The organism is Pseudomonas sp. PDM19 (assembly GCF_014852215.1).
GTDB lineage: Bacteria > Pseudomonadota > Gammaproteobacteria > Pseudomonadales > Pseudomonadaceae > Pseudomonas.
In genome coordinates, this window is the sequence record NZ_JACVBG010000004.1 from 100271 (window position 1) to 121556 (window position 21286).

Sequence of the window (21286 nt, forward strand, 5' to 3'; positions counted from 1 at the left end):
TTCTTGTTGTCGTTATGGGCGGATTACCAGCGCTCGATCCAGGGGCGCAGGTCCAGTTCGAAGGTCCAGGCATCGCGCGGCTGGGAGTGCAGGTACCAGTAGCTGTCGGCGATATGCTCGGGATCGAGAATGCCGTCCTGGTCCTTCAGCGCGTAGCGCTCGGGGAAGGTCTCACGGATGAATTCGGTATCGATGGCGCCATCGACGACAACGTGGGCGACGTGCAGGCCCATCGGTCCCAGCTCGCGGGCCATGCTCTGGGCCAGTGCGCGGATGCCGTGCTTGGCTCCGGCGAAGGCGGCGAAGCCCGAGGCGCCGCGCAGGCCGGCGGTGGCGCCGGTGAAGAGGATCGTGCCGCGCTGGCGCTTGACCATGCGCTTGGCCACTTCGCGGCCGGTGAGGAAGCCGGAGAAGCAGGCCATTTCCCAGATCTTGAAGTACTTGCGCGCGGTCTCTTCGAGGATACTGCAGGGCACGTTGGCGCCGATGTTGAAGACGAAGGCTTCGATGGGGCCGATGTCGCGCTCGATGGTTTCCACCAGCTCGATCACCGCCTCTTCCTTGCGCGCGTCGGAGGCGAAACCGTGGGCCTCGCCGCCCTCGGCGCGGATCTGCTCCACCAGCGGCTGCAGCTTGTCGGCCGAGCGCCGGGTGACGCAGGCGACGTAGCCCTCGCGGGCGAAGCGGCGGGCGATGGCGCCGCCGGTGGCATCGCCGGCGCCGATGACCAGGACGACTTTCTTGTTCGACATGCTCGTTTCCTCTGCGGGGTGCGCGAAAGTTGGTAAACGGTCGTTAGGTAAACGAACGTTATGTTAATCTGCGAGACATCGTCAACCGCTTCGCCGGAGTCGTCCCGATGCGCTACTCAGCCACCCACAAGGAAGAAACCCGCCAGCGCCTGCTCGATAGCAGCGGCGCGCTCGCCAAGCAGGGCGGCTTCGCCACCTCCGGGGTGGACGGGCTGATGAAGGCGGTGGGCTTGTCCGGCGGGGCGTTCTACAACCACTTCGGGTCGAAGGACGAACTGTTCGCCGCCATCGTCGAGCGCGAGTTGCAGCAGAGCGTCGAGCGCCTCGCGGCCAAGGGCAAGGTGCTCGATCGTGCGCGCCTGGAGCGCGGCCTGAAGCGCTACCTGAGCGTTACCCACGTGCAGGACGCTGGCGCCGGTTGTGCGATTCCGGCGCTGGGCGCGGAGATCGCTCGCGCCGATGAGTCCGTGCGGCAGAGCGCCGAGGATGCGCTGCTGGAGTTGCAGCAGGCCTGGGGCGAGACGCTGGGTTCGCCGGAAGACGCCTGGGCGTTGCTGGCGCAATGCGTCGGCGCGCTGGTGGTGGCGCGGATGGTTGCCAGCGAGAAGACGCAGAAGGCGATCATCGAGTCGAGCCGGGAGTTTTTGCTCCGTCATCTCGACGAGCAGTGAGGTGCTATCCCGTAGGGCGCATAACCCGGCACGGGTTATCCGCCGGGATGGCGGATAACGCCGTAGGCGTTATGCGCCCTACGCAAGCCAATCAGCGCGGGTCAGAGACCGCGGATGGCAAGGTCTGCACCGAGCAATAGCAGCCCACCGAAGAAGCAGCGGCGGAACGCCAGCGGGCTGATCCGCGAGCGCAGCCAGGTGCCCAGGTACATGCCCGCCAGTGCCGGCAGCAGCGCCATCAGCGACAGGCCGAGCACATCCGCCTGCAGCAGCGAGCCGTGCTGGCTGAGGGTGATCGCCAGGGCCAGGGTCGAGACGGTGAAGGACAATCCCAGTGCCTGCACCAGGTCATCCTTCTCCAGCCCGAGAGCCTGCAGGAACGGCACGGCGGGAATCACGAAGACGCCGGTCACGGCGGTGACGCCGCCGGTGATCACGCCGATCAGCGGCGACAGCCAGCGCTCGTGTTTCGGTGCCACGCTGAAGCGCTTGTTCGACAGTCCCAGCAGCGCGTAAAGAATCAGCGCCACACCCAGCAGCGGTGTCGCCGCCGGCCAGTTGCGCCCTGCCAGCAGCCAGCCCACCAGCAGGGTGCCGATGACTATGCCGACCAGCATGCCCCACATCCGCTTGAGCAGCCCGAGGAAGCGCGGCCCGGCGGCGAGCTGCCAGATGTTGGTGACGGTAGAGGGTACGACGAGAATCGCGGCTGCCTGCATCGGCGGCATCACCAGCCCGAGCAGCCCGACGGCGACCGTGGGCAGGCCGAGGCCCACCACGCCCTTCACCAGGCCGGCGAGGAGGAAGGTGAGAACGATCAGTTCGAGGTGCTGGGGGAGGGCGTCGAATATGGCCGGGCCTTGTTGAAAGCAAGGTCGGCAGGATACGAGGGTTTGGCAGTCAGGGGAAAGCGCGGTCCCGCTCCCCAGCTCTGGCTGCGCGCCCCGATCCGAAGGGAGAGGGAGCTGTCCTCTGCATCATCACCCTTCAGCGTCAAGCGGCGGGCACTGGAGTTCCAGCGCTCGCCGAACGGTTCCCTCTCCCTTCGGAGCGGGGCGCGCAGCCAGGGTTAGGGAGAGGGCAGGCCCCCGCGCAGGAGCATGGTGCGGAAGCCCCGCCCGATCAGATATTCGCCACCGGCTGGTAGGCCTTCGGCTTGAAGTACAGCGTCTCGCCACGGGCCAGCCCGGTCAGGCTGTCGTGGTCCTTGACCACTTCGGCCTCGATCAGCTCGTCCTGGCCGTCGACCTTGAGGGTCACGCGGGTGATCGCGCCCAGCGGGCGGATGTCGCGGACTTCGGCGGCACGGTGCTCGGCCACTTCGGAGCGCGACAGCGAGATTTCGTGCGGGCGGAACAGTACGTGCTCGTCACCGCCGATGTGCAGGCGGTTGGAGTCGCCGAGGAAGTGGTAGACGAAGTCGCTGGCCGGGTTCTCGTAGACCTCGCCAGGGGAGCCGATCTGCTCAATCACGCCCTTGTTCATCACCACGATGCGGTCGGCGACTTCCATCGCTTCTTCCTGGTCGTGGGTGACGAACACGGAGGTCAGGTTGATCTCCTCGTGCAGGCGTGCAAGCCAGCGGCGCAGCTCTTTACGCACCTTGGCGTCGAGGGCGCCGAAGGGTTCGTCGAGCAGCAGGATCTTAGGCTCCACCGCCAGTGCACGGGCCAGTGCGATACGCTGACGCTGGCCGCCGGAGAGCTGCTCCGGGTAGCGGTCGGAGAGCCAGTCCAGCTGCACCATGTTGAGCAGTTCGTGGACTTTCTCGGCGATGCGCGCTTCGCTCGGGCGCTCCTTCTTGGGCTTCATGCGCAGGCCGAAGGCTACGTTGTCGAACACCGTCATGTGGCGGAACAGTGCGTAGTGCTGGAACACGAAGCCGACGTTGCGATCGCGCACGTCGTGCTGCGAGACGTCCTCGCCGTGGAACACGATGTTGCCCACGTCCGGGGTTTCCAGGCCGGCGATGATGCGCAGCAGGGTGGTCTTGCCGCAGCCGGACGGGCCGAGCAGGGCGACCAGCTCGCCGCTGTGGATGTCGAGGTTGATGTCGTTCAGCGCCTTGAAGGCGTTGAAGTTCTTGCTGACGTTACGGATCTCGATGCTCATGGCGTGGCTCTCACTTATTCATCGTCAGCTTTGACTTTGGTACGGGACAGGCGCGACTCGCTCCACTGCTTGAGCAGCAGGATGACCAGGGCCATCAGCAGCAGCAGGGTGGCGACGCTGAAAGCGGCGACGTGGTTGTATTCGTTGTAGAGGATTTCGACGTGCAGCGGCAGGGTGTTGGTGACGCCGCGGATGTGCCCGGAGACCACCGACACCGCGCCGAACTCGCCCATGGCCCGCGCGGTGCACAGCACCACGCCGTAGATCAGGCCCCATTTGATGTTCGGCAGGGTCACGTGCCAGAACATCTGCCAGCCGTTGGCGCCGAGCAGGCGCGCGGCCTCTTCCTCCTGGGTGCCCTGTTCCTGCATCAGCGGGATCAGTTCGCGGGCGACGAAGGGGAAGGTGACGAAGAGGGTGGCCAGGACGATGCCGGGCACGGCGAAGACGATCTGGATGTCGTGGTCCGACAGCCACTCGCCGAAGTAGCCCTGGGCGCCGAACAGCAGCACGTAGATCAGGCCGGCGATCACCGGGGAGACCGAGAACGGCAGGTCGATCAGGGTCACCAGGATGCTCTTGCCGGGGAACTCGAACTTGGTCACGCACCAGGCGGCGGCGATGCCGAACACCAGGTTCAGCGGCACCGAGATGCCCACGGCGATCAGCGTCAGCTTCAGCGCGGCCAGCGCGTCGGGTTCCAGGATGGCTTCGAAGAAGGTGCCGAAGCCCTGCTTCAGCGCTTCACTCAGAACGACGAACAGCGGCAGCAGCAGGAACAGGGCGAAGGCCAGCCAGGCCAGTGCGATCAGGGCGCGGCGGCCCCAGACATTACCCCGGCGAGCAGCGTTGGCAGCGGCCGCGGCGGAAAGGCTTGCGGTACTCATGGCGCGCTCCTCAGGGTGTTTCGATGCGGCGTTGCAGCAGGTTGATCAGCAGCAGCAGGACGAAGGCGACGACCAGCATCAGCACGCCGATGGCGGTGGCGCCGGTGTAGTCGTACTGGTCCAGCTTGACCATGATCAGCAGCGGCAGGATCTCGGTCTTCATCGGCATGTTGCCGGCGATGAAGATCACCGAGCCGTACTCGCCGACGCCGCGGGCGAAGGCCAGGGCGAAGCCGGTCAGCCAGGCCGGCAGCAGCGCCGGCAGCAGCACATGGCGGAACACCTGCAGCGGCTTGGCGCCCAGGCAGGCGGCGGCTTCTTCCACTTCACGCGGGATATCGGCCAGTACCGGCTGCACGGTGCGCACCACGAACGGCAGCACCACGAAGGTCAGCGCCAGGGTGATGCCCAGTGGGGTGTAGGCGATCTTCAGGCCGATCTCGGTGGCGAAGCGGCCGACCAGGCCGTTGGGCGCGTACAGCGCGGTGAGCGCGATGCCGGCCACGGCGGTGGGCAGGGCGAACGGCAGGTCGATCATCGCGTCGATGATCTTGCGTCCCGGGAAGCGGTAGCGCACCAGCACCCAGGCCAGCAGGGTGCCGATCACGCCGTTGATCAGGGCGGCGATCAGCGCGGTGCCGAAGCTCAGCTTGAGCGCGGCTATTACCCGCGGCGCGGTGATGATGGTCCAGAACTGATCCCAGGAGAGCTGGGTCGTCTTGAGGAACATGGCCCCCAGCGGAATCAGCACCAACAGGCTGAGATACACCAGGGTGTAGCCCAGAGTCAGCCCGAAGCCGGGTATGACCGGGGAGATGCGTCGCGACATTGTCTGTCCTTTCTCATGAACGCGTTGAGCCCCCGCCATGGGGCGGGGGTTTTCCTTTTCGCCCAGGCTGTGCACCGGCCTGCGCGGATCGGGACGCCCGGCGCAGGGCCGGGCGGGTGGCGCATCACTGCGCCTGGTAGATCTTGTCGAAGATGCCGCCGTCGTTGAAGAACTTGGGCTGCGCGACTTTCCAGCCGCCGAAGTCCTTGTCGATGGTCACCAGGTTGAGTTTCGGGAACTGGTTGGCGAACTCGGCAGCGACCTTGGCATCACGCGGGCGGTAGAAGTTCTGCGCGGCGATGCGCTGGCCTTCTTCGCTGTACAGGTACTTCAGGTATTCCTCGGCGACCTTGCGGGTGCCTTTCTTGTCGACGGTCTTGTCGACCACGGCCACCGGCGGCTCGGCCAGGATGGACACGGACGGAACGATGATCTCGAAGTTCTCGCCGCCCTGTTCCTTCTTGGCCAGGAAGGCTTCGTTTTCCCAGGCCAGCAGCACGTCGCCAATGTTGTTGTTGACGAAGGTGATGGTCGAGCCGCGGGCGCCAGTGTCCAGAACCGGCACGTGCTTGTACAGGTTCTGCACGTATTCCTGGGCTTTCTCGTCGCTACCGTATTCCTTCTTCGCCCAGGCCCAGGCGGCCAGGAAGTTCCAGCGGGCGCCGCCAGAGGTCTTCGGGTTCGGGGTGATGACTTCCACGCCCTGCTTGGTCAGGTCGGCCCAGTCCTTGATGCCCTTGGGGTTGCCCTTGCGCACCAGGAACACGATGGTCGAGGTGTAGGGGGTGCTGTTGTCGGGCAGGCGGGCCTGCCAGTCGGCGGGCAGCAGCTTGCCCAGCTTGTTCAGTTCGTCGATGTCGCCGGCCAGGGCCAGGGTCACCACGTCGGCCTTCAGGCCGTCGATCACGGCGCGGGCCTGTTTGCCCGAGCCACCGTGGGATTGCTGCACGGTCAGGTCGTCACCACCCTGGGCCTTCCAGTGCTTGATGAAGGCGGCGTTGTAGGCCTGGTACAGCTCGCGGGTCGGGTCGTAGGAAACGTTGAGCAGTTGGGTCGCGGCGGAGACGGGGCCTGCGACCACAGTGGATATCAGTGCGCTGGCCAGTGCGGCCAGGGCGAAACGGCGGATGGACATGTGCAGCTCCTGAAAAAAATGCAGTTCTTTATGTTTGTTTGGCAGGGTCTTTCGGGGGCGATCTCAGCCACGCATTCGTGGCTGGCTGCTGCAGTACCGGTGGGGCAGGGCGGTCATGGCGACGCTCCGGTGGTCCAGTCATGTCCCTTGATAAAGGGGCGCGTCGGCTCAGGCAGGCTTGCCGGGGCTCTGCTGCAGGCGGAATTTTTCCTTGCGCTCGATCTGCACGACCTGGCCGTTGTGCACGGTGATCTCGACGGCGCCGAAACGCAGGCCACGCAGGGCGCTCTGCACTTCGCGCAGGATGTTGGCTTCGTCCTGGCCGTCCAGGCTACGGAGGGTTGCGCTCATGGGTATCTGCTCCTAGTGGGTTTACCACCGGCCGTTTCATCGACGGCGCGTGCGGTGTGAGCGCATCTTAGGCAGGAGCTGGATATTCTTAAAAATACTGTTTAAGAATTTTTATATATCAGAAAGTTTTTAGCGCGATTTCATGCGGGGTCGCGCGGCAATTGCGCGAGCAGGACGTCGGCCGGCTGCGGGGCGCCGTACCAGTAACCCTGGCCGAAATCGCAGGCGTGGGTGAGGAGGAAGGCGGCCTGGTCGGGCCGCTCGATGCCCTCGGCGACCACCTGCAGGCCCATGCTCTGGCCCAGGGCGATCACCGCGCAGGCGATGGCGGCGTCCTCGGATTCGTCCGGCAGGCCGGCGACGAAGCCCTGGTCGATCTTCAGCTTGTGCACCGGCATGCGCTTGAGGCGCATCAGCGAGGAGTAACCGGTGCCGAAGTCGTCGATGGCCAGGTGCACGCCCAGCAGGCGCAGTTGGCAGAGCAGCTCCAGGGCCTGGTCGAAGTTCTCCATCACCGCGCTTTCGGTGACTTCCAGCTCCAGGTGATGCGGCTCCAGGCCGCTCTGCTCCAGCGCCAGGGCCACACGCTCTTCCAGGCCGCCACGACCGAACAGCCGGCTGGAGACGTTGACCGCGATGAAGTCCAGGTCGGCGCCGGCGTCCAGCCACTGGCGCATCTGCCGGCAGGCCTGGTCGAGTACCCAGGCGTCGATGGCGGTGATCAGGCCGCTTTCCTCGGCCACCGGGATGAACTCGCTGGGCGGAATCAGTCCCTGGCTCGGGTGCTGCCAGCGCACCAGCGACTCGACACCGACCATGCGGCCGGTGGCCAGGTCGTGCACCGGCTGGAAGTACAGGCGCAGTTCGTCGTGGTCCAGCGCGTGGCGCAGCGCCGATTCCACCTGCACGTGGGAGCGCGCGCGGGCGGTCAGCTCGGGGGTATAGAAGGCGTAGAGGTTGCGCCCGCTGGCCTTGGCCTGGAACAGCGCGGCGTCGGCGTGCTGCAGCAGGTGGTCGACGTTGCGCGCGTCCTCGGGGAACAGGCTGACGCCCAGACTCACCGACATGTAGATGATCTGTTCATTGACCTCGAAGGGCGCGCTCATCGCTTCCAGCAGGCGCTGGGCGAGGCTGCTGGCGTGGTGCGGCTGCTGGCTTTCGAGAACCACGGCGAACTCGTCGCCGCCCAGTCGCGCCAGGGAGCAGCGTTCGTCCAGGCAGTCTTCCAGGCGCTTGGCCACCGCGCGGATGAGCAGGTCGCCGATGGTGTGGCCGAGGCTGTCGTTGATGTGCTTGAAGTGGTCGAGGTCGATGCTCAGCAGTGCGCCACCGCTCTGTTCGCGCTCGGCACGGGCCAGCGCCTGCTCGATGCGCTCGCGCAGCAGCAGGCGGTTGGGCAGGCCGGTCAGCGGGTCGTGGTGGGCGAGGAAATCCAGTTCGTGCTGCGAGCGCTTGAGGCTGCTGAGGTCGGAGAACACAGCGACGTAGTGGGTCAGTTCTCCCTCGTCATTACGCACGGCGCGGATGTGCTGCCATTGCGGGTACACCTCGCCGCTCTTGCGGCGGTTCCAGATTTCGCCGCTCCACACGCCGTTCTCGTGCAGGGCGGCCCACATGCGCTGGTAGAAGGCGTCGTCCTGGCGGCCGGACTTGAGCAGCGAAGGCTCGCCGCCGAGCACGTCCTCGGCGCTGTAGCCGGTAATGCGCGAGAAGGACGGATTGGTGTGCACGATCACGCCGCGCGCGTCGGTCACCAGCAGGCCTTCCTGGGTCGCCTCGAATACCGCGGCGGCCTGGCGCAGGTGGTCTTCGTTGCTGCGCTGATGGGTGATGTCGCGATTGACGCCGGTCAGGCGCAGCGGGCGGCCGTCCTCACCGCGGGTCAGGCGGCCACTGCTGCGAACCCAGCGGTAGGTGTCGTCGCTGTGGCGGATGCGGTAGACGCACTCCAGACGCGTGCTCAGGCCCTGGAGGCAATCCTGGTGAAGGGCCAGGACGCGCGCGCGGTCCTCCGGATGCAGGCGATTTTCCCACAGCAGCAGGTCATCGCTCAGGTGCTCCAGGGGCAGGCCGAGCAGGTTGGCGTAGCCGGAGGAATAATGGACGCGCTGGGTTTCCAGGTCCCAGTCCCAGATGCCGTCCTCGACCACCGCGAAGGCGCGGCTCAGGCGTTGCTCCTTGTCGGCCAGCGCGGCGAAGGCGGCGTGCTGCCGGCGAAAGTGCCGCCAGAGCAGGAAGAACAGCACGAGCGAGGTGATAGCCAGGAACAGGTACTTCTTCACCTCCATCCAGTGCATCAGCGAAGCGGGATCGATGAGCAGCTTTTGTAACCATTGGTCACTGAGCAGCACCCAGAGGGAGCCCAGGGCCAGGTACAACAGACTGATGCGCAAGGCGCTGAGGCGAGGATTCATGCGGTAGTGGGTTGGATTTATTGGCTGTGCAGTATAAATGATGGCCACGTGGCCACATTCGTATCTAAAAGACCGGATGGTAATCCGGACCTGCTTGGTGATAATGCGGCTGTCTTTTCCCGGTACAGCGCGCCCAGCAGGGCGTAGTTCTACCCCCTTCCGAGGTACAGTATCGCCTATGTGGTACAACGGTTTCCTTGACCTGTCGCCCTGGCAACTGGTGGCAGTCACCCTGGTCCTGACGCATATCACCATCGTCAGCGTCACCGTCTATCTGCACCGCTACTCGGCGCACCGCGCGCTTGAGCTGCATCCGGCGCTGCAGCATTTCTTCCGTTTCTGGCTGTGGATGACCACGGCCATGAACACCCGCGAGTGGACCGCCATCCACCGCAAGCACCACGCCAAGTGCGAAACCGCCGAAGACCCGCACAGCCCGGTGTACAAGGGCCTGGGCACCGTGCTGCGCACCGGCGCCGAGCTGTATCGCAAGGAGGCGGAGAACCCCGACACCCTGCGTATCTACGGCAAGAATTGCCCGGAAGACTGGATCGAGCGCAACGTCTACTCGCGCTACCCGATCGGCGGCATCGTGCTGATGGCGATCATCGACCTCGCGCTGTTCGGCGTGCTTGGCATGACCGTCTGGGCCGTGCAGATGATGTGGATCCCCGTGTGGGCCGCCGGCGTCATCAACGGCCTGGGCCACGCCGTGGGCTACCGCAACTTCGAATGCCGCGACGCCGCCACCAACCTCGTGCCCTGGGGCATCCTGATCGGCGGTGAGGAACTGCACAACAACCACCACACCTACCCGAACTCGGCGAAGCTGTCGGTGAAGAAGTGGGAGTTCGACCTGGGCTGGGCCTGGATCAAGGTGTTCAGCTTCCTGCGCCTGGCCAAGGTTGCCCGCGTGGCACCCATCGCGCACCGCGTGGAAGGCAAGGGCAACCTGGACATGGATACCGCCATGGCCATCCTCAACAACCGTTTCCAGATCATGGCCCAGTACCGCAAGCTGGTGATCGGCCCGCTGGTGAAGCAGGAACTGGCCAAGGCCGACGAGTCGGTACGCCACCTGTTCCGCCGCGCCAAGCGCCTGCTCTCGCGTGAAACCAGCCTGCTGGAAGAGCGCCACCATGCGCGCATCCAGGACCTGCTCGCGCAGAGCCAGTCCCTGCAGGTGATCTACGAGAAGCGTCTGGCCCTGCAGCAGATCTGGGTGAAAACCAGCGCCAACGGCCACGACATGCTCGCCGCGATCAAGCAGTGGGTGCACGAGGCGGAAGCCAGCGGTATCCAGTCCCTGCGCGAGTTTGCCGAGCAGCTGAAGACCTACTCCCTGCGTCCGGCCGTCTGAATGGCGGAAACGTCCTAGGACGTTGAGAGATGCGTCTCAGAAAAGCCCGCCGTTCGGCGGGCTTTTCGTTTAATTTGCAGCAGCCTGGCGTAGTTTGCGGTCATAGCCCCGGTCAATGAGCGGGAGGATGCTGATACATGGATGAGAATAAATTGCCGGCCGATCAGGAAGAGGCCCTGCTGGCACTGCTGCACAGCCGCGCCGAGGTGACGCGCCTGAAGGAGCGCGAACAGCTCTTCAGCGCGCTGCTGGCGAGCGTGAACTCGGTACTCTGGGCCTTCGACTGGCAGGCCCAGCGCATGGTCTATGTCAGCCCGGCGTACGAGCGCATCTTCGGCCGCTCCGCCGCGCTGCTGCTGGCGGACTACAACGAGTGGCGCAACTGCATCTATCCCGATGACCTGGACTACGCCCAGAGCACCCTGCAGGAAGTGCTGCAGCGCGGCGCCATCGAGCAGCGCGAATACCGCATCCTGCGCGCCGACGGTGAAGTGCGCTGGCTCAGCGACAAATGCTTCGTCAGCCAGCACAGCGATGCCGGTCTGCCGCTGATGATCGTCGGCATCGCCGAGGACATCACCGACAAGAAGCACCTGGAGACCGAGCTGCACCGCCTGGCCACCACCGACGTGCTGACCCAGAGCAGCAACCGCCGCTACTTCTTCGACAGTGCCGAGCAGGCCTTCCGCGACTGCAAGGCGACCTCCACGCCGCTGGCGTTCCTGCTGCTGGACGTGGACGACTTCAAGAAGATCAACGACGTCTACGGCCACCAGGTCGGTGACGTGGTCCTGCAGCGCATCGCCCAGAGCGGGGCGGGCGCGCTGCGTCGCGGCGACCTGTTCGGCCGAATCGGCGGCGAGGAATTCGCCGTGCTGCTGCCGGGGTGCGACGAGAGCATGGCGCGGCAGATCGGCGAGCGCCTGCAACGGGAAGTGCAGCGCCTGCGCTTCAACGAGGCCGAGCATTTCTTCAGCGTCACCATCAGCCAGGGGCTGACCCTGTTACAGCCCGATGACCAGAATCTTTCCGCGCTCTACAGCCGCTCCGACGCGGCACTGTATCAGGCAAAACGCACCGGCAAGGACCGCATAGTTCAGGGATGAAACACTCCAGCCTGTCCGCGGTGGAAACATTAATACTTTCTGACTAATCCCTTTCTCGCAGATTCGGGTCTGTATGTTTCTGCTGTCAAAATGCCTGTGTCGGCTTTATGGCGCGTTATAAATCAATGACTTGCGAGTCGTGATTTGCCTTCTGTCGGAATCCCGGCGTAGGATTGCTTCCTGCGTTGACATGCCTTCATCCCCCCCACTATTACTATCCACATAGCAATATCGTGTGGTGTCCGGATGAGACACCTCAGGGAGCAGTCGCACGAGCAGTAAGGTCATGGAAGATTCTGCCACCTCTTCTTCCTGTCATTTTCCTATCGCTGCCTGACAACTTTCGCCAGCATCTCGCTGCGGAAGCGCGATAGATTTTTGCTTTTTGTTTTTCCAGATTTTCGGAACTTGGCCGAGGGGCGGTAGCTTTGCCCAGCGAAAAGTAACGGCCACTCCAGGGACGAACAGTTGATTGTCGTTAATCGAATCGGGTCATTCGAACTCGGGCGGTAGCCTTGTCTTCGAATTTTCAATTTGGCCCGGCGTAGAGCACCTCCTGGACTGGAGTGAGTGACGATGGCCGCTGAAACAATGGATAACGACGGCACTTATCGCGCCGTTGAAACAAGTAGAAAGAGCGACGCTTCCCGGGCGGGAAGTGTTTCGCTGATGAAGCTGCGGGAGTTTGACGCCAATCCCCGAGGCGTTAATGAAAAGTTTAGTCGAGCTGATTCCGTTAGTTCGAAATTTTGTTATGCCGGCTCCTTGTTATGTAACAAACATGAACTTTCCCCTGAAATTAAGCCGCGCCAGACAGTGTTTGTTTCATTTCTGAAACAGCAACTTCTGCGCCGTGCCGAAGTTCTTCTGCAGGCGTTCGCCATCCATTCCGAACTGACTCCCGCGACCTTCCCGAAGAAGGTCCGCGCGACGGCGGCTGCGCCGCGAGTGACGGAATTCCGGCGCGAGCGCTGCCACCCTGCCGGCCGACAGCGCCGGCCTCACGAGAGCCGCGCGCCCCGCCGCGCTGGGAGTCAAGGCTGATGGCCGAGCAATCGCTTCGTTCCAACTATGCCTGTGTGGTCGGCGGCGCCGGCCCGGCAGGCATGGGCTTCCTGTTCAACGCCTACAAGACCGGCGCGCTGGCGACCCTCGCCCGCGACGGCCTGCTGGTCGTGGACGCAGCGCTGGCGGTCGGCCGTGGCCGACTGGGGGATTACCACATCACGGCCAACTCGGTCGGCGACGTGTTCCTCGACTGTCTGCGCGATCCGGCGTTGTTGCCGATCTTTGCGCCGCTGGCGCATTCGCGGGCATTCCGCGCCCTGCAGGACGATCCCCATGGCGCGCCGATGCTCACCCAGGTGGGCGAGCTGCTGGCGCACGCCTCGACGCTGTTCATGCGCTATGTCACCGAGCACCTGGGCGTCCAGGTGGCGCTGGGTACGCGTATCGAAAAAATCACTGCGCTGGACGACGGCAGCTTCCAGCTGGCGCTGCGCAGCGGCTCCCACACCGCGCAGATCGACGCCGGCGCGCTGGTGATGAACCTGGGCGGCCGGCAGAACCGCGAGTACCTGAACTGGAGCCTGGCCGAGCAGGACCTGCACCTGTCCCACGACGGCCCCACGGTCTACTCCTCCGACGCGCTGCTGAGCCTGAACGCCGCCGAGCTGGTGGAGCTGTTCGGCGACCGCGTGACCCCGGGTACCCGCTTCACCGTGGTCGGTGGCTCGCACAGCGCCTTCTCGATCCTCGACAACCTTGCCTGCGCCTTGGATTGCCTGGGCCTGGAGCAGATCACCCTGCTGCACCGCGCGCCGATCCGCCTGTTCTTCGAGAGCGTCGAGGAAGCTCGCGCGGCCGGCTATGGGGTGGACGAGGGCATGGATGTCTGCCCGGTGTCCGGTCGGGTCAACCGCTCCGGCGGCCTGCGCTACCGCGCCCACCAGGTCGGCACCGACGTGCTCTCCAACGGCGTGGTCAGCGGCACCCGGGTGAAGGTCGAACTGCTGTGCCTGGAAGATCGCTCACCTGCCGCGCGCGAACGCCTGGAGCAGTGCTGCAGCGACGACGGCGTGTTTGTCCAGGCCATCGGCTACCAGCCGTGCCTGCCGGCCCTGCGCCGCGCCAACGGCGAGCCGCTGCAGGTGCGCGAGAGCAAGGGCGGGCTGGACTCCGACGCCGCCGGCTGCCTGCGTGACCACACCGGCCGGCCGATTCCCGGCCTCTACAGCTTCGGTCTCGGATCGGGCCTTGCGGCCAACCCGATGCTGGGCAGCGAGCGCTCCTTCGACAGCCGTATCTACGGCGTCTGGCAGTTCCACAACGACGCCAGCGGCCGGGTCATCGAGGCCCTGCAGGAGCACCTGGCCAACCGCGCAACGCAAGCCGAGCAGGTTTCTCAAGACCACAGCCACACCGGCATCGACGACGCGCCCTTTGCGCTGTCGGCACTGGGTTGAGCGGCGCGTGCCGGCTCGACAGCTAACGGACTTTCCATCCAAGAGAGGGATGCGACCGTGATCAATGTGACCAAGACCTACCTGGGCAACCCGGAGAAGTTCAAGGCCTACGTGGACCAGATCTATGCCTCCGGCTGGATCACCAACCACGGCCCCTTCGTCACGGAACTGGAAGAGCGCCTGCAGGACTACTTCGGCGTTCGCCATGTGATTCTGACCAACAACGGCACCATCGCCCTGCAAGTGGCCTACCGGGCCCTGGGCGTGACCGGCAGTGCCGTGACCACCCCCTTCAGCTTCGTTGCCACCAGCAGCACGCTGCAGTGGGAGAGCATCCGCCCGCGCTTCGCCGACATCGATCCGCGGACCTGGAACCTCGACCCTGCGCGCATCGAAGCCAGCCTTGCGCCGGATACCACCGCCATCGTCGCCACCCACGTGTTCGGTAATCCCTGTGCGGTGGAGGAGATTCAGGCGGTGGCCCAGCGCAACCAGTTGAAAGTGATCTACGACGGCGCCCACGCCTTCGGCTCGCGCTACCGCGACCGGTCGGTGCTGGCCTGGGGGGACGCCACCACCCTGAGCTTCCATGCCACCAAGCTGTTCCACACCATCGAGGGCGGCGCCATCGTCACCTCCGACGACGAGCTGGCGAAGCAGATCCGCCTGATGTGCAACTTCGGTATCGCCGGCGTCGACCAGATCGTCGGCCTGGGGATCAACGCCAAGCTCAACGAGTTCTCCGCCGCCATGGGCCTGTGCGTGCTCGACGAGATCGACAGCATCCTCGCCCAGCGCGAGGAGATCGCCGCCCGCTACACCGCAGCGCTCAGCGGCTACTACGACCTGCAGGCCAGCGAGAGCTACGCGCGGCTGAACAACAGCTACTACCCCATCGGCCTGCGCGACGAAGCCCAGGTGCTGCGCGTGCGCACCGCGCTGAACGAGATCGGGGTCAACCCGCGGCGTTACTTCTACCCGTCGCTGGACACCCTCGACTACCTCGCCCCGCAGGTGCCGCAAGTGCTGTCCCGCGAGCTGAGCCAGCGCATCCTCTGCCTGCCGCTGTACCCGGGCCTGCCGCAGGAGATCCAGCGCGCGGTGATCGAAGTGCTGCTGCTGGAAAGCGGCCGCGTCGCCGTCGCGGTGTAAGGGGACGATCATGCGCACCGCACGCTCGCTGTCGATGGTCCGCAACACCCTGATCAATTACGCAGGGCAGGCGTACGCCATCGTCATCGGCATCCTGATCCAGCCGTTCTACCTCGGCCATCTCGGGGCCGAGGCCTACGGCCTGATCGGCTTCTTCGCGGTGTTGCAGAGCTGGCTGCTGTTGCTCGACATGGGCCTGTCGCCGGCGCTGGTGCGCCAGGTGGCCCACGGCCGTGGGCTCAGCGGCGAGGGCCAGGAGCAGGCCCGCCTGCTGCGCTCCTTCGAGCTGATCCTGCTGCCGCTGACGGTGCTCAGCAGCCTGGCGGTCTGGGGCGGCAGCCACTGGGTCGCCGGGCAGTGGCTCAACGTACAGCAACTCTCGCCCGAGCTGGTGGCGCAGTGCATCAGCCTGATGGGCCTGCTGGTGGCCCTGCGGCTGTACGCCACCCTGTACCGCAGCGCGCTGCAGGGGCAGGAGCTGCACGGCTACATCAATGCGGTGAACGTGTTCATCACCACCCTGCGCTACTTCGGCGGCCTGTTGCTGGTGGCGCAGGTCAGCCAGGACCCGCTGGTGTTCTTCCAGTTCCAGGTCGCGGTGTCGCTGATCGAGGCGCTGCTGCTGGGCGGCAAGGCCTACCTGTGGATGGACGTGCGCCTGCTGACCCGCTTCTGCTGGGACACGGTGCGCCCGGTGCTGCCCTTTGCCCTGGGCATGTCCTTCACCTCCTGCCTGTGGATCGTGCTCACCCAGCTGGACAAGGTCCTGCTGTCGAACCTGCTGCCGCTTGAGCAGTACGGTTACTTCTCCCTGGTGGCGCTGATTTCCGGCGGCGTTCTCACACTGGTCAATCCGCTGGCGCAGTCGCTGCTGCCGCGCATGACCGTGCTGGTCGCCGAGCAACGCCACGAAGACATGCAGCAGCTCTATCTGAAGGCGAACCGCTTCGTCTGTGTGCTGCTGTTCCCGATGGTCGCGGTGATCGCCGCTCATGGTCATGACCTGGTTCTGGCCTGGAGCGGCGATGCCGTGGCCGCCAGTTGGTGCCGGCCGATCCTGGCCTGGTACGTACTCGGCTCAGGCCTGCTGGCGGTGGCCAGCTTCCAGTTCTACCTGCAGTACGCCCATGGCCTGCTGCGCATGCACGTCTGGTACACGGTCATCTCCACCCTGGTGACCGTGCCGCTGGTGATCGCCAGCGCCTACCTCTACGGCGTGCTCGGCGTGGCGCTGTGCTGGTTCGGCCTGCGCCTGGTGTCGTTCCTGATCTGGCCGGCGATCGTGCACCAGGCCTTCGCTCCCGGCCTGCATGGCCCGTGGCTGCGCGACACCCTGCAGATCGCCGCGCTCAGCGCTGCCGGTCTTTTGCTCAGCGAGCCCTTCTACGCGCTGCTGGCCCGCTCCGGCGAGCGCCTGTGGCTGCTGGCGGCACTGGCCGTGTGCGGCCTGATCACCCTGTTCCTCGTGGGCGCGGGCTCTGCCCCGGCTTTGCTGCGCCTGTTCAAACCGTCCCACAAGCCGAGTGTCTAGACATGGATATCCGCTCCGAGCTGCAGATCCTCTCCAACTGGCCGGAAGACCCCAAGCCTCTTCTGAGCATCGTCTGCCTGGCCTACAACCAGGTGAACTACATCGGCCGCACGCTGGACAGCTTCCTCGAGCAGGTCACCGACTTCCGTTTTGAAGTGCTGGTCAATGACGACGCTTCCAACGACGGCACCAGCGAGCTGATCGCCGACTATGCCGCGCGCTACCCGCACATCATCAAGCCGATCTTCCACAAGGAAAACCAGTACTCCAAGGGCGTCTCCCATGGTCTGCCGGTGTTCCGCAAATGCCGGGGCCGCTACATCGCCTACTGCGAGGGCGACGACTTCTGGACCGACCCGCGCAAGCTGCAGATCCAGGTCGACTTCCTGGAGAAGAACCCGGACTACGTGATCACCTACCACGACGCCTACACCTACAACGAGGACGGTGTGATCAAGCCCCGGCAGCTCACCGGCAAGTACCGCCGCGACGCCAGCCGCCTGGACCTGCAGAAGGCCCGGCCGATCTCCACCCTCACCACCTGCTTTCGCAATGTCCTCACCGAGATGCCCGAGGAGCTGCGCACCACGCGCATGGTCGACCTGTGCTGGTGGTCGCTGCTGGGCGCCTTCGGCAAGGGCCGTTTCATCGAGGAAATCCGCCCGGCGGCCTACCGCGTGCACCTGGGCGGGATCTTCTCCATGCAGGCCGATCGCGTGCAGCAGCAGATGACCCTGCACACCTACTACTGCCTGTCGCGCTACTACCAGCGCCTGGGCAATCAGGAGCTCAACGAGTACTTCCTGATGCAGGTCTGCCGGATGTCCATGGCCGCCGTCTCGCCCATGCGCAAGGTGCAGGCCTTCCTGCTGCTGATCGGCAACCACGGCGCCAACCTGCTCAAGCGGCTGAACCCGATTTCGGCGCGCTGAGCCGCGCCACCTCAATGGAGGATGGAAGTCCATGAGTGTCATGCCCCGCTCGTCCCTGGAAACGCTCCAGGACACCCGCATCGATGTCGCCGGCCTGCTGCGCCTGCTGTTCGATCACAAGAAGATGATCCTCGCCGTCACCGGCCTGTTCGCCGTGCTCGGGCTCTTCTATGCGGTGATTGCCACACCGATCTATGTCTCCGGCGCGATGATCCAGATCGAGCAGAAGAAGAACGGCCTGAACGGCACGCCGGAGGTGATCAACCGCCCCGACTCCGTGTCCATCGCCGCTACCGAGATCGAGTTGCTGAAGTCCCGCGCGGTGCTCGGCAAGGCGGTCGAGCTGCTCAAGCTGGACATCATCGCCAAGCCCAAACACCTGCCGCTGATCGGTGACTACCTGGCGCGGCGCTACCAGCCCGAAGCCGGTGAGGCCCTGTCCGCGCCATGGCTGGGCATGGGCTCCTATGGCTGGGGTGGCGAGCAGATCAAGGTGTTCTCCCTCGATGTGCCGGAGGAGTACCTGGGCGAGCCGCTGACCCTGGTGGCCGATGGCGGCGACGCCTACCACCTGCTCAATGCCGACGACCAGCTGATCCTGCGCGGCGAGCTGAAGAAGCCGGTGCTGGAGAAGGGCTTCAGCATCGAGGTGGACGAACTGGTGGCGCGCCCCGGCACCGAATTCATCGTGGCGAAGAACCGCCTGCTGACCACCACCCTGAACTACCAGAAGCTGCTCAAGGTGGTCGAGGCCGGCAAGGACTCGGGGATCATCTACATGACCCTGGAAGATCCGAGCCCGCTGCAGGCTGACCGCATCCTCGACAAGATCAGCCACCTCTACGTGCTGCAGAATGTCGAACGCAGCTCCGCCGAAGCTTCCCAACGCCTGCAGTTCCTGCGCTCGCAGCTGCCGGTGGTGCGCCTGGACCTGGAGCGCGCCGAAAACGCCTACAACGCCTACCAGACCACCGCCAAGTCCGCCGACATCAGCGTCGAGACCCGCGGAGTGCTGGACCAGGTGGTGGGCATCGACAACCAGCTCTCCGAACTCCGCCTCAAGCGCGCCGAATACGACCGCCTCTATACCCCGACGCACCCGCTGTACCAGGCGCTGAACAAGCAGATGGGCAGCCTGGAAGACCGCAAGGCGCAACTGCAGAAACGCATCCAGACCCTGCCGGCCACCCAGCAGGAACTGCTGCGCCTGTCCCGTGACATGCAGGTCACCCGGCAGACCTACACCAGCCTGCTGAACAAGGCCCAGGAGCAGGACATCATCCGCGCCGGCACCATCGGCAATGTGCGCGTGATCGACACCGCCCAGGCCAACGTCGAGCAACCGGCCAAGCCCATGCGCAAGGTCATCGTGCTGCTCGCGACCTTGCTCGGCTTCTGCGTTGCCCTGGGCATCCTGTTCCTGCGCCAGGCCTTCTACCGTGGCGTGGAGAATCCCGAGGCGATCGAACAGCTGGGCCTCTCCGTACTCGCCGCGGTTCCGTACTCGCGGCAGCAGGAGCGCCTGGAGAAAGAGCGCAAGAGCGACATCCTCGGCCACACGCCCAAGCTGCTTGCCGCATCCGCCCCCGGCGACCTGGCCAACGAGGCGATCCGCAGCCTGCGCACCAACCTGCACTTCGCCCTGCTCGAAGCGCGCAACAACGTGGTGATGCTCACCAGCCCGGCGCCGGGCGCCGGCAAGTCGTTCGTCTCCAGCAACCTGGCGGCCATCGTTGCGCAATCGGGCCTGCGCACCCTGCTGATCGATGCCGACATGCGCAAGGGCTACCTGCACCGGGTGTTCGGCCTGACCCCGCGCCACGGCCTGTCCGACGCGCTGAGTTCGCACCGTCCGCTGAGCGAAGTGATCCTCCCCACCGAGGTGCCGGAGCTGGACTTCATCTCCTGTGGATTTGCCGCACCCAACCCGTCCGAACTGCTGATGCACGACAACTTCGCCCAGCTGCTGCGCGATGCCTCGTCGATGTACGACCTGGTGATAGTCGACACCCCGCCGGTGCTGGCGGTGACCGACGCCGCGCTGGTCGGCCGGCTGTGTGGCATCTGCCTGCTGGTGACGCGTTTCGGCCAGAGCCCGGCGAGCGAGATCGACACGGCGCGGCGGCGCCTGGGGCAGAGCGGCATCCACCTGCAGGGCGCCATCCTCAACGGTGTGAAACGCAAGGCCTCGACGGCGGCGTACGACTACGGCGCCTACGCCTACCGCTACGACGCCAAGGACTGAAAAGGGAAACTAGGGAAAGGATGCAGCCATGGTCCATATCGTCAGCCTCATGCAGCCGTACTTGTTCCCCTACCTGGGGTACTTCCAGCTGATCGCCGCGAGCGGCCTGTTCATTCTCGGCGACAGCCTGCAGTACACCCGGCGTGGGTGGATCAACCGCAATCGCCTGCTGGTCGGCGGGAAGATCTGGCAGTTCAGCTTTCCCCTGGAGCAGGGCTCGCAGACCCAGGCGATCAACGAGCGCAGGCTGAGCGAGCAGATGCAGCTGAGCAACCGGCGGCTGCTGCACACCATTCGCCATGCCTATCACCGCGCGCCGTGCTACGAGCAGGTGATGCCGCTGCTGGAGGAAATCCTCGAGCACCCCGAACGCAACCTGTCGCACTTCGCCGAGCACTCGATCCGCCGCATCTGCCATTACATCGGCATCGACACACCGATGGTGCGGGCCTCGGAGCTGGAGCTGGCCGAGGACATCGGCCGTGACCAGCGCCTGATCGAGGCGGTGAAGCAGAGCGGCGGCGACATCTACCTGAACCCGGAGGGCGGCCGCCACCTGTACTCGCCCGACGTGTTCCAGGCCCATGGCCTGGAGCTGCAGTTCCTGCGCATGGACGAGCTGAGCTACCCCCAGTTCAGCCCGGATTTCGTCCCCAGCCTGTCGATCATCGACGTGCTGATGTTCAACCCGCCGGACGAGATGCAGCGGTTGCTAGGCCGCTACACCCTGGAGCGACCCGCTCCCTCGTCGGACCTTCTTGGGGAGTACGAGTCATGAATTCCGCAGTCAGCCTTGGCCTGCAAGCCGCGCAGTATCGCTGGTACCTGATCCAGACCAAACCACACCAGGAGTTGCGCGCCGAGGAGAACCTCGGCCGCCAGGGCTTCTCCTGCTATCGCCCGCTGGTGAAGCAGGGCAGCCGGCCGCAGCCGCTGTTCCCCGGCTACCTGTTCATCCGCCTCGATCAGCAGCACGACAACTGGTTCCCGATCCGCTCCACCCGTGGCGTGGCGCGCATCGTCAGCTTCGGCGCACAGCCGCTGGCGGTGGCAGACGACCTGGTGGAAGGCATCCGCGAGCGCCTGGCGGCGATGCCCGAGCGGCCCTCCAGTGGCTTCCACGAAGGCCAGGTAGTGCGCCTGAAGTGCTCCGGCGACTGCGAAGTGGAGGCCATCTTCCTCTGTGACGACGGCACCGAACGCGCGCTGATCCTGCTCAACCTGCTGCAACGCGAACAACGCATCCGGATCCCGCTCAGCCAGCTCTCGGCGCTGAGCGGCAACGACGGCTGGCGCGCCTGAGGCGCACACCCCAGACAAGGCCAGGTACAAGGAGGAGTGGCG

Annotated in this window: 19 protein-coding genes; 11 read left to right on the forward strand and 8 right to left on the reverse strand. The window is 65.1% G+C overall.

All coding sequences use genetic code 11. The features are described 5' to 3' along the window. Positions 1-23: 23 nt before the first annotated feature. Complete coding sequence (locus tag IB273_RS22765) at positions 24-752, reverse strand: SDR family oxidoreductase (protein WP_192225092.1); 729 nt, start codon at positions 750-752, stop codon at positions 24-26. A gap of 107 nt (positions 753-859) precedes the next feature. Here IB273_RS22765 and IB273_RS22770 point away from each other — a divergent pair, with 107 nt between their 5' ends. Continuing rightward, a complete protein-coding gene (locus IB273_RS22770) occupies positions 860-1423 on the forward strand; it encodes a TetR/AcrR family transcriptional regulator (RefSeq protein WP_192225093.1) in 564 nt (187 codons plus the stop codon). A gap of 101 nt (positions 1424-1524) precedes the next feature. Here IB273_RS22770 and IB273_RS22775 read toward each other — a convergent pair whose 3' ends face one another. The 7 genes from IB273_RS22775 to IB273_RS22805 all read right to left on the reverse strand — a co-directional run bounded on the left by IB273_RS22775 (position 1525) and on the right by IB273_RS22805 (position 9151). Continuing rightward, a complete protein-coding gene (locus IB273_RS22775; RefSeq protein ID WP_192225396.1) occupies positions 1525-2274 on the reverse strand; it encodes a sulfite exporter TauE/SafE family protein in 750 nt (249 codons plus the stop codon). Between the two features lie 271 nt (positions 2275-2545). Next, a complete protein-coding gene (locus IB273_RS22780; protein ID WP_045215470.1) occupies positions 2546-3535 on the reverse strand; it encodes a sulfate/molybdate ABC transporter ATP-binding protein in 990 nt (329 codons plus the stop codon). Between the two features lie 14 nt (positions 3536-3549). Beyond that, positions 3550-4422, reverse strand: a complete 873-nt coding sequence (gene cysW / locus IB273_RS22785; protein WP_081515211.1) for a sulfate ABC transporter permease subunit CysW — start codon at positions 4420-4422, stop codon at positions 3550-3552. Between the two features lie 10 nt (positions 4423-4432). Further along, positions 4433-5251 (reverse strand): sulfate ABC transporter permease subunit CysT, encoded by an 819-nt coding sequence (gene cysT, locus IB273_RS22790; protein ID WP_017520777.1) that lies wholly within the window; start codon positions 5249-5251, stop codon positions 4433-4435. 124 nt (positions 5252-5375) lie between these two features. Next, positions 5376-6386, reverse strand: coding sequence for a sulfate ABC transporter substrate-binding protein (locus tag IB273_RS22795; protein ID WP_192225094.1), 1011 nt, complete (start codon positions 6384-6386; stop codon positions 5376-5378). A 168-nt stretch (positions 6387-6554) separates the two neighbouring features. Continuing rightward, positions 6555-6737, reverse strand: coding sequence for a sulfur starvation response protein OscA (oscA, locus tag IB273_RS22800; RefSeq protein ID WP_017520779.1), 183 nt, complete (start codon positions 6735-6737; stop codon positions 6555-6557). 140 nt (positions 6738-6877) lie between these two features. Beyond that, a complete protein-coding gene (locus IB273_RS22805) occupies positions 6878-9151 on the reverse strand; it encodes a putative bifunctional diguanylate cyclase/phosphodiesterase (RefSeq protein WP_192225095.1) in 2274 nt (757 codons plus the stop codon). Between the two features lie 178 nt (positions 9152-9329). Between IB273_RS22805 and desA the strand changes: the two genes are divergently transcribed. From desA to rfaH, 10 genes are all read left to right on the forward strand, one after another. After that, positions 9330-10511, forward strand: coding sequence for a delta-9 fatty acid desaturase DesA (gene desA, locus IB273_RS22810; RefSeq protein WP_081515215.1), 1182 nt, complete (start codon positions 9330-9332; stop codon positions 10509-10511). Between the two features lie 137 nt (positions 10512-10648). After that, positions 10649-11617, forward strand: coding sequence for a sensor domain-containing diguanylate cyclase (locus IB273_RS22815; protein WP_081515216.1), 969 nt, complete (start codon positions 10649-10651; stop codon positions 11615-11617). Positions 11618-12193: 576 nt separating this feature from the next. Beyond that, the gene (locus IB273_RS22820; RefSeq protein WP_192225096.1) at positions 12194-12661 is read left to right on the forward strand and encodes a hypothetical protein; all 468 of its coding nucleotides are present in this window, start codon (positions 12194-12196) and stop codon (positions 12659-12661) included. Beyond that, on the forward strand, positions 12661-14082 hold the full coding sequence (locus tag IB273_RS22825) for a hypothetical protein (RefSeq protein ID WP_192225097.1): 1422 nt from the start codon (positions 12661-12663) through the stop codon (positions 14080-14082). Before IB273_RS22820 ends, IB273_RS22825 begins: the two co-directional genes overlap by 1 nt. Before the next feature lie 57 nt (positions 14083-14139). Then, positions 14140-15234: a DegT/DnrJ/EryC1/StrS family aminotransferase gene (locus IB273_RS22830; protein WP_081515219.1), complete on the forward strand. Its 1095-nt coding sequence runs from the start codon at positions 14140-14142 to the stop codon at positions 15232-15234. Between the two features lie 10 nt (positions 15235-15244). Next, entirely contained in the window at positions 15245-16765 is a 1521-nt protein-coding gene (locus IB273_RS22835; RefSeq protein ID WP_081515220.1) for a lipopolysaccharide biosynthesis protein, read from the forward strand. Positions 16766-16767: 2 nt separating this feature from the next. Next, positions 16768-17697 (forward strand): glycosyltransferase family 2 protein, encoded by a 930-nt coding sequence (locus IB273_RS22840; protein WP_192225098.1) that lies wholly within the window; start codon positions 16768-16770, stop codon positions 17695-17697. Between the two features lie 31 nt (positions 17698-17728). Further along, on the forward strand, positions 17729-19942 hold the full coding sequence (locus IB273_RS22845) for a polysaccharide biosynthesis tyrosine autokinase (protein ID WP_151188693.1): 2214 nt from the start codon (positions 17729-17731) through the stop codon (positions 19940-19942). 28 nt (positions 19943-19970) lie between these two features. Further along, complete coding sequence (locus IB273_RS22850; RefSeq protein ID WP_081515223.1) at positions 19971-20720, forward strand: WbqC family protein; 750 nt, start codon at positions 19971-19973, stop codon at positions 20718-20720. Further along, positions 20717-21244, forward strand: a complete 528-nt coding sequence (rfaH, locus tag IB273_RS22855; protein WP_192225099.1) for a transcription/translation regulatory transformer protein RfaH — start codon at positions 20717-20719, stop codon at positions 21242-21244. The genes IB273_RS22850 and rfaH overlap by 4 nt, the downstream gene beginning before the upstream one ends. The last annotated feature ends 42 nt before the right edge of the window (positions 21245-21286 follow it).

Bases quoted from the DNA above. Each gene is read 5' to 3' on its own strand.
- IB273_RS22765 (WP_192225092.1), bottom strand. From the start codon at position 752: ATGTCGAACAAGAAAGTCGTCCTGGTCATCGGCGCCGGCGATGCCACC.
- IB273_RS22770 (WP_192225093.1), top strand. From the start codon at position 860: ATGCGCTACTCAGCCACCCACAAGGAAGAAACCCGCCAGCGCCTGCTC.
- IB273_RS22780 (WP_045215470.1), bottom strand. From the start codon at position 3,535: ATGAGCATCGAGATCCGTAACGTCAGCAAGAACTTCAACGCCTTCAAG.
- cysW (WP_081515211.1), bottom strand. From the start codon at position 4,422: ATGAGTACCGCAAGCCTTTCCGCCGCGGCCGCTGCCAACGCTGCTCGC.
- cysT (WP_017520777.1), bottom strand. From the start codon at position 5,251: ATGTCGCGACGCATCTCCCCGGTCATACCCGGCTTCGGGCTGACTCTG.
- IB273_RS22795 (WP_192225094.1), bottom strand. From the start codon at position 6,386: ATGTCCATCCGCCGTTTCGCCCTGGCCGCACTGGCCAGCGCACTGATA.
- oscA (WP_017520779.1), bottom strand. From the start codon at position 6,737: ATGAGCGCAACCCTCCGTAGCCTGGACGGCCAGGACGAAGCCAACATC.
- IB273_RS22805 (WP_192225095.1), bottom strand. From the start codon at position 9,151: ATGAATCCTCGCCTCAGCGCCTTGCGCATCAGTCTGTTGTACCTGGCC.
- desA (WP_081515215.1), top strand. From the start codon at position 9,330: ATGTGGTACAACGGTTTCCTTGACCTGTCGCCCTGGCAACTGGTGGCA.
- IB273_RS22815 (WP_081515216.1), top strand. From the start codon at position 10,649: ATGGATGAGAATAAATTGCCGGCCGATCAGGAAGAGGCCCTGCTGGCA.
- IB273_RS22820 (WP_192225096.1), top strand. From the start codon at position 12,194: ATGGCCGCTGAAACAATGGATAACGACGGCACTTATCGCGCCGTTGAA.
- IB273_RS22825 (WP_192225097.1), top strand. From the start codon at position 12,661: ATGGCCGAGCAATCGCTTCGTTCCAACTATGCCTGTGTGGTCGGCGGC.
- IB273_RS22835 (WP_081515220.1), top strand. From the start codon at position 15,245: ATGCGCACCGCACGCTCGCTGTCGATGGTCCGCAACACCCTGATCAAT.
- IB273_RS22840 (WP_192225098.1), top strand. From the start codon at position 16,768: ATGGATATCCGCTCCGAGCTGCAGATCCTCTCCAACTGGCCGGAAGAC.
- IB273_RS22845 (WP_151188693.1), top strand. From the start codon at position 17,729: ATGAGTGTCATGCCCCGCTCGTCCCTGGAAACGCTCCAGGACACCCGC.
- IB273_RS22850 (WP_081515223.1), top strand. From the start codon at position 19,971: ATGGTCCATATCGTCAGCCTCATGCAGCCGTACTTGTTCCCCTACCTG.
- rfaH (WP_192225099.1), top strand. From the start codon at position 20,717: ATGAATTCCGCAGTCAGCCTTGGCCTGCAAGCCGCGCAGTATCGCTGG.